The following is a 7,691-nucleotide window of genomic DNA, read 5'->3' as shown; positions in this document are numbered from 1 at the left end:
CAGCAACCAGGCCCGCCGCGATGCCCTTGCCGACTGGCTCACCTTCTACAACACTGAACGAGGCCACAGCGCCCTCAACGGGAAACCTCCCATCACCCGAGTGTCATGAACCTGTCCGCCACCAACACCTAGGCAGCGCAACGTTGCACACAGGTTGCACTGCTGTGACCTGCGTCACAGCAATCAGGCGGCCCCGTCGTTGCGTTCTTGGGCCTCCAGCGCTTCGAGCCGGACGAGCGCAGCCGCGCGCTCGGGCGCCCGGGGCGGGGCGAGCCGCAGCACGCACATCAGCAGGTCGACATCGTGGGCGGCCTCGGGCAGCCGACAGAACTGCCAGACCTGCTGCCAGTTGCCGTGGGCCAGCACGGTTTCACGGGCCAGGGCCTGCAGGTGGTCACGCACCCGGCGGAGGGCCGGTGCCTCGGAGGCCGGTAGCAACTGGCCGCAGTAGTGGGTGATCAGCCCGTCGACGTCGCCCCGGTCGAGGGCTGCCCGGCTGCGGGCCAAGTCGCTGTCGAGGCGCCCGAGGAGTCGATAGGGGCGGCTGGCCAGCTCGATGCCGTGGGCGCCACCGGCGAAGTCGTGCAGGTTCTTGCGCAGCCGCACCAGTTCGGCGCGCACGGTGCCCCCGGACGACGCCCGGTCGTGCAGGTCTTCGGCGAGCTCGGCGGCACTGCGCCCGTGCGGGGCCAGGTGCAGCAGGGTGAGCAGTTCGGCATGGCGCCCGGACAGCTCGAGGCTCTGCCCGGCCCAGGCCAGCCGTGGGGTGCCGCGGCCGGTGAGGTGCAGCATCGGGGTGGCGGGGGTTGGTGGCGAGGTGCGGGGGGTGGGGCTGGTCCGGGGTGTCCGGGGTGGGGTGCTCCGGGGTGGGGTGGCCGCGCGGGCCGGTGAGGCCGCCTGGGCCCGCAGGTGGTGGCCGAGGTCTTGGGTGATGGCCCGGGCGGTGGACTCCAGCAGCGGCAGCACCAGCGGAGAAACAGCCTCGTGGCCGCCGGTGATGTCGATGATGCCGAGGGTCTGGCCGGCGAAGGGGTGCAGCACCGGCACGGCCGAGCAGCTCCAGGCGTGCACGGCCTCGGCGAAGTGTTCGGCGCCGATGACCTGCGCGGCGGCCTGGGAACGTGCGGCCAGGGCGGGGGCTGAGGTGCCCATCACGTCCTCCGACCAGTCGGTGCCGGCGGCGAAGCCCATCCGGTCGGCCTTGCGCAGTACCTGGGGCTGGCCCTCGACCCACAGCAGTCGGCCGGTGGCATCGCCCAGGGCGACGATCAGCCCGGCCTGGGTGGCCGGCTCGATCAGCCGCGAGCGCAGCAGCGGCAGCACGCGGGTGAAGGGGTGTGCCTCGCGGGCTTCACGCAGCTCGCCGGCGTCGTAGACCTGCCTCGTCCGGGCCGCGGCCTGGGACTGCAGGTGCGCCCGGGAGCGGCGCCATGACGCCAGCACCTGGTCGGGGACCGCGTGGTCGCCGGGAAGGTCCTGGTCGTGCAGCAGCGCCTCGAGGTTGGCGTGGGCCTTCAGCAGCGCTGTCTGGTAGTCCCGTTCATGCGTTGACCAGGTCGTCATCAGTCGTCCAGCAGGCGTGAGCGGATCAGGAACCGCTTGCCTTCGGGTGCCTCCAGGCTGAACCCGGCACCGCGGCCCGGCACCACGTCGAGGGTGAGGTGGGTGTGACGCCAGTACTCGAATTGTTCCTGGCTCATCCAGAATCCGATCTCGCCATCGGCCTCGGCGTCGATGCCGGCCCCGGCCAGGGTCTGCGCGGGAATGACGAAGGTGCCCAGCAGCGCGTCGGAGGCACCGGTGCGGAACTCCCCGTCGGGGAAGCACATCGGTGAGGACCCGTCACAGCAGCCACCGGACTGGTGGAACATGACCGGGCCGTGCACGGCCCACAGGGCCAGAATCATGTCGAGCGCGGCCTGGGTCATCGCGACCCGCGATCGGTCCTCGCCGGCGACCTCGGGTCGGGCCTCCAGGACGCTCGGCACCGCCGTTTCTGTCATGACCGACTCCTTCGTCGCTCAGGTCCCTCGGGTGAGGGTGACACTCCATGGATTCTACAGTGCCGGTGGCGAAAACAGTGATGCACATCACAATCATGGGGATCACCAAGCGCGTCATGCTGCGCCCGGGAACAAAGGCCCTCGCTTCAAGGTTGAGTCATGTAAGCTCAACTTTGAATCCAGGCACAGGAGTGACCGCATTGAACACTGACAAGCTGACCACGATGAGTCGTGATGCCGTTTCTGCGGCATTGCGCAACGCGCTGACCCATGGCAATCCCTCGGCCGAGCCGAGCCACCTGCTGAACGCCCTGCTGATGGTGCCCGACAACACCGTCGGGCCGCTGCTGGCGAGCCTCGGGGTCGACCCCGCACTGGTCGAGTCGGCCGCCCAGGGGGCGATCGCGAAGCTGCCCAGCGCCCAGGGGTCATCGGTCAGCCAGCCCACCCTCTCGGGCCCCTTCGCCCGTGTTCTGGCCGACGCCGAGAACCGCGCCGACAAGCTCGGTGACAACTTCGTCGCCACCGAACACCTGTTGATCGCCCTGGCAGCGATCCAGTCCGACGCGCAGCAGATCTTCACCCAGCTCGGCCTCAGCGCCGCCGACATCGAGATGGCCTTCAACGAGTCCCGCGGTGACAAGCGGGTCACCTCCGCTGAGGACGAGGGTGGCTCCAAGGCCCTCGACAAGTACTCCGTCGACCTCACCGAGAAGGCCCGCGAGGGCCGCCTCGACCCGGTCATCGGCCGCGATGCCGAAATTCGCCGCGTCGTGCAGGTGCTGGCCCGGCGCACCAAGAACAACCCCGTGCTGATCGGTGAGCCCGGCGTCGGCAAGACCGCCGTCGTCGAGGGCCTGGCCCAGCGCGTGGTCGCCGGCGACGTGCCCGACTCACTGAAGGGACGACGCGTCGTCTCGCTCGACCTGGCCTCGATGGTGGCCGGTGCCAAGTACCGCGGCGAGTTCGAGGAGCGGCTCAAGGCCGTGCTGACCGAGATCAAGGAGGCCGAGGGCCAGATCATCACCTTCATCGACGAGTTGCATACCGTCGTCGGCGCCGGCGCCTCCGGTGAGGGCGCGATGGATGCCGGCAACATGCTCAAGCCGATGCTGGCCCGCGGCGAGCTGCGGATGATCGGCGCGACCACCCTCGACGAGTACCGCGAACGCATCGAGAAGGACCCTGCCCTGGAGCGACGCTTCCAGCAGGTCTACGTCGGTGAGCCCTCGGTCGAGGACACCATCGCCATCCTGCGTGGGCTGCGCGAACGCTACGAGGCCCACCACAAGGTGCGCATCACCGACGGTGCCCTGGTGGCCGCCGCCAGCCTGTCCAACCGCTACATCACCAGCCGACAGCTGCCCGACAAGGCCATCGACCTGATCGACGAGGCCGCCTCGCGACTGCGGATGGAGATCGACTCCTCCCCGGAGGAGATCGACCAGCTGCGCCGCAGCGTCGACCGGATGAGCATGGAGGTCTTCGCCCTGGAGAAGGAGGAGGACGCCGCCTCGCGGGCCCGCCTCGAACGGCTCCAGGCCGACCTGGCCGACGCCCAGGAGCAGTTGCGCTCCCTGGAGGCACGGTGGGAGGCCGAGAAGAGTGGGCTGAACGCGGTCGGTGACCTCAAGGAGCAGATCGACAAGCTGCGCACCGAGGCCGACAAGCTCGTCCGTGACGGCAACCTGGGGGCTGCGGCCGAGATCCAGTACGGACGCATCCCCGAACTCGAGAAGCAGCTCGAGGCTGCCGCCGAGGCCGAGGAGAGCACCACCAAGATGGTCTCCGAAGAGGTCGACAGCAACGACGTCGCCGAGGTGGTCTCGGCCTGGACCGGGATCCCGGTCGGCAAGATGCTGCAGGGCGAGTCGGAGAAGCTGCTCGACATGGAGCAGATCATCGGCGAACGCCTGATCGGCCAGCAGGCCGCGGTGAAGACCGTGGCCGACGCGGTGCGACGCTCCCGGGCGGGGATCTCCGACCCGAACCGTCCGACCGGCTCGTTCCTGTTCCTGGGCCCCACCGGCGTCGGCAAGACCGAGCTGGCCAAGTCGCTGGCCGACTTCCTGTTCGACGACGAGTCGGCCATGGTGCGCATCGACATGTCGGAATACTCCGAGAAGCACTCGGTGTCCCGCCTGGTCGGGGCGCCCCCCGGCTACGTGGGCTACGAAGAGGGCGGCCAGCTGACCGAAGCGGTGCGGCGTCGTCCGTACTCGGTGGTGCTGCTGGACGAGGTCGAAAAGGCCCACCCCGACCTGTTCAACATCCTGCTGCAGGTGCTCGACGACGGGCGGCTGACCGACGGCCAGGGCCGTACGGTCGACTTCCGCAACACGATCCTGATCCTGACCAGCAACCTGGGCTCGCAGTTCCTGGCCGACCCGACGCTTGCACCCGACGCGAAGCACGAGGCGGTCATGGGCGTGGTGCGCCAGTCGTTCCGGCCCGAGTTCCTGAACCGGCTCGACGACATCGTGATGTTCGACCCGCTCACCCAGGACGACCTGGTCCGCATCGTCGACACCACGCTGGCGAAGCTGAACCGCCGCCTGGCCGAGCGTCGGATCACCATCGAGGTGAGCGATGCGGGCAAGCAGTGGCTGGCCAGCACCGGCTTCGACCCGGTCTACGGTGCTCGTCCGCTGCGCCGCCTGGTGCAGACCACCATCGAGGACCAGGTGGCTCGCAAGGTGCTCGCCGGTGAGGTCGGTGACGGGGCCACGGTGAGCTTCGACGCCGTCGACGACCAGTTGCTCATCGTCTGAGTGGACCCGGGGCTGGCTACCGTGGAGGGATGAACCTGTCACGTCGGACCCTCCTCGGTGGCGCCCTGGGCCTGGGTGGCGTGATGACGGTGGCCGGCTGCCAGGGCGGCGGGATCGAACTGCCGACCGTGGCCCAGGAACCGCCCGAGCAGGCGGGTTCGCCGAGGCCGACCGGTCGTCCGGTCTTCACCGAGCCGGGCTCGATCCAGCAGGCGTTGGCGCAGGTGTTCGACCACGTCGGCGACCAGCCCCACTACGGCACCGTGATCACCTGGGAAGGGCTGAACGTCACCTACGACGGCCTCGTGGCCACCTGGCGTGACGGCACGGTCACCACCACCGAGAAGAAGCTGCCCAAGGAAGCGGTGGCGCTCGACCTGGCGGCGGTTGAGTTCCCCAGCTACCCCGAGATCGAGACCAGGGCCCAGCCGGTCCTGTTCGAGGACGCCTGGGTGATGAGCGTCGAGGTCACCGCCAACAGCACCTGGGGGCTACCCACCGTGATCGCCTCGGCCCCCACCCACCACGGTCCGCGCACGGCCCAGCTCGAGACCAGCTTCGAGCCGCTGCCGCACTTTTCCTACACCGAGGACGCCGACTACGACGCCGCGCAGGCGGAGTTGGTGTCGCTGGCGGGGGTCGACCAGGTCAGCCGGTTCCTGGTCCACGACTCCACGATGGCGGTGATGGTGCCCTGGCAGGAGCGCTTCGGCGGCACTCCCGACTCGCCCGGGGTGAGCGTGCACCGGGGCGGGCGGCAGCGCACCTCCTACCTGGTGCTGGGTCGCGACGTCCCGCCGCCCACCCCCGAGAACCTGTTCCCGGTGGGCGAGGTGCGCCGCGACATCATCCGCAAGGGGGCAGCAGAACTCGGGGCCGATCACGGTGCCTGGAAGGGCACCGTCCGGCTCGCGTCCGGTTCGCTGGTCTACGAGATCGACGGCAATGGCGAGGACCACGCCGTCTACGACGCCCAGGGGAACCGGATCGGCTGAGGCATCGGGTGGGCGGGCGCGACGCGTGCGGGGGTAGCCTGCCTGGGTGACCATGCTCGACGGCATCCTGCCCGACCCCGACGTGCCCGGGGCCTGGGTCGTCCGGGTGGGTGGGGCCGACCAGTCCTGGATCGACCCCGACGACCCGACCCGGCTCGAGTTCGACTACGTGCAGCGGATCGCCGCCCACCTCGACGCCCACGCCCCCGAGGGGGAGCGGCTGCGGGTGATCCACATCGGTGGCGCGGGCATGACCCTGGCCCGCTACGTCGCGCACACTCGTCCGAGTTCGGCTCAAATCGTGTGCGAACCGGACGAGGAACTCACTGCCAAGGTGCGCCAGGTCGCCCCCTTGCCGAAGCAGTCGGGGATCAAGGTGCGCCCGGTCGACGGCCGCACCGGACTGGCGGCGATGCCCGGCGACTACGCCGATGTCGTGATCGTGGATGCCTTCCGGGGCACCGCCGTGCCGGGTGACCTGGTCAGTGTCGAGGCCTTCGCCGAGTACCGCCGGGTGCTGCGTGCCGGTGGGCTGCTAGTCATGAATGTCACCGACAAGCTGCCCTTCGACTGGACCCGCCGGGTGCTGGCCGGCATGCGGATCTACTTCAGCCAGCGAAGCCTCTCGGCCGAACCGTCGACGCTGAAGGGACGACGCAAGGGCAACCTCGTCCTGGCCGGGTCGACTGCCGAACTGCCGGTGGACCGCCTGGCCCGTGAGGCGGCCCGGGCCGTGTTCACCTATCGGATGATCACCGGCCCCCAGCTGGAGTCGATGATCGGCGGCGCCCAGCCGATGCACGACGCGTCAGCGGAGGACTCCCCGAACCTGACCGGGGACACCGCCCTCTGGTTCCGCTGAACCGCCAGCCACCGCTGGTTGCCCCTGAACGGTGCACTTGCCCCCGTTCCGGAACAGGGGCAAGTGCACCGTAGTAGGGCAGGTGGAGGTGGGTACGCGTCGGGCGGGTGCTTGGATGGAGCCATGGACCCTGCACCCGATGCCCCGAGTGACTACCTCGCGGTCAACGCCGCCAACTGGGACGCCCGCGCCGATGTCCACGTGGGCCCCGACGGCTATGACCTGGCGAGCGTCGAGTCCCCGGACTGGATCTCGCAGGTGGTGCGTTTCGACCAGCCCCGGCTCGGTGACATCGCCGGGCTCGACGCCGTGCACCTGCAGTGCCACATCGGCACCGACACCCTGGGCCTGGCCCGACTGGGCGCCCGGGTGACCGGGGTCGACCTGTCCGGCCGCTCCCTCGAACACGCCCGGATGATCGCGTCCCGGGGCGGTGCGTCGATCGACTACGTGCAGTCGGACGTGTACTCCGCCGCCCAGGCGCTGGCCGGGCGGGACTTCGACCTGGTCTACACCGGCATCGGCGCGCTGTGCTGGTTGCCCGACATCCGCCGCTGGGCCGAGGTGGTCGCCGGCCTGCTGCGACCCGGCGGCCGGGCCTTCGTCCGCGACGGCCACCCCGTGCTGAACTCGCTGGTCGGGCTCACCGTGCGCGACCACCACCCCGACCGCGACCAGCAGCCCTGGATCTCCGGGCCCGGCCAGGCGACCCCGGCACTCGAGTTCCCGTACTGGGAGACCGAGCAGGGCATGACCTGGTCGGACGAGGCCACCTACGCCGGCTCGGGCGCCGTCGCCTCCCCGACGAGCCAGGAGTGGAACCACGCCCTGGGCCAGATCGTGATGGCCGTGCTGGACGCCGGGCTCACCCTCGAACTGCTGGACGAACACGATTCGGTGCCCTGGAACGCCCTGCCGGGGCTGATGGTCGCCGACGAGGCGGGGGAGTGGCGCCTGGCCGATCGTCCCGAGCGGCTGCCGGCGAGCTTCACCCTGGTGGCCCGCAAGCCCTGAGAGCTGCGGGGCGGGTCGTCCTGGGCGCCCCCGTGGCATGCCAGAC

The 7,691-nt window shown here is 70.0% G+C and carries 7 protein-coding genes; 5 read left to right on the top strand and 2 right to left on the bottom strand.

Features of this window, described 5'->3' with window-relative positions:
• A partial coding sequence (locus tag ACQE3C_RS09310; RefSeq protein ID WP_434538913.1) for an integrase core domain-containing protein occupies positions 1 to 109 on the top strand: 109 nt, incomplete at its 5' end.
• Between the two features lie 74 nt (positions 110 to 183).
• On the opposite strand, the gene ACQE3C_RS09305 is transcribed toward ACQE3C_RS09310, so the two are convergent.
• Both ACQE3C_RS09305 and ACQE3C_RS09300 read right to left on the bottom strand, forming a co-directional pair.
• The gene (locus ACQE3C_RS09305; protein WP_434538900.1) at positions 184 to 1,563 is read right to left on the bottom strand and encodes a hypothetical protein; all 1,380 of its coding nucleotides are present in this window, start codon (positions 1,561 to 1,563) and stop codon (positions 184 to 186) included.
• Positions 1,563 to 1,928, bottom strand: coding sequence for a DUF779 domain-containing protein (locus ACQE3C_RS09300; protein ID WP_434538912.1), 366 nt, complete (start codon positions 1,926 to 1,928; stop codon positions 1,563 to 1,565). Before ACQE3C_RS09300 ends, ACQE3C_RS09305 begins: the two co-directional genes overlap by 1 nt.
• Positions 1,929 to 2,227: 299 nt before the next feature.
• Here ACQE3C_RS09300 and clpB point away from each other — a divergent pair, with 299 nt between their 5' ends.
• The 4 genes from clpB (at position 2,228) to ACQE3C_RS09280 (ending at position 7,645) form a co-directional block, all read left to right on the top strand.
• The gene (clpB, locus tag ACQE3C_RS09295) at positions 2,228 to 4,774 is read left to right on the top strand and encodes an ATP-dependent chaperone ClpB (protein WP_434538911.1); all 2,547 of its coding nucleotides are present in this window, start codon (positions 2,228 to 2,230) and stop codon (positions 4,772 to 4,774) included.
• A 29-nt stretch (positions 4,775 to 4,803) separates the two neighbouring features.
• Positions 4,804 to 5,769 carry a hypothetical protein gene (locus ACQE3C_RS09290; RefSeq protein WP_434538899.1) on the top strand — a complete coding sequence of 322 codons (966 nt, stop codon included), beginning with the start codon at positions 4,804 to 4,806 and terminating at the stop codon, positions 5,767 to 5,769.
• 52 nt (positions 5,770 to 5,821) lie between these two features.
• Positions 5,822 to 6,631: a spermidine synthase gene (locus ACQE3C_RS09285; protein ID WP_434538910.1), complete on the top strand. Its 810-nt coding sequence runs from the start codon at positions 5,822 to 5,824 to the stop codon at positions 6,629 to 6,631.
• Positions 6,632 to 6,754: 123 nt separating this feature from the next.
• Positions 6,755 to 7,645, top strand: a complete 891-nt coding sequence (locus ACQE3C_RS09280) for a class I SAM-dependent methyltransferase (RefSeq protein WP_434538898.1) — start codon at positions 6,755 to 6,757, stop codon at positions 7,643 to 7,645.
• Positions 7,646 to 7,691: the final 46 nt, after the last annotated feature.

The organism is Aestuariimicrobium sp. Y1814, from assembly GCF_050113895.1.
In the GTDB taxonomy this organism is placed as follows: Bacteria; Actinomycetota; Actinomycetes; order Propionibacteriales; family Propionibacteriaceae; genus Aestuariimicrobium.
This window is presented reverse-complemented; position numbering and strand designations above follow the sequence as displayed.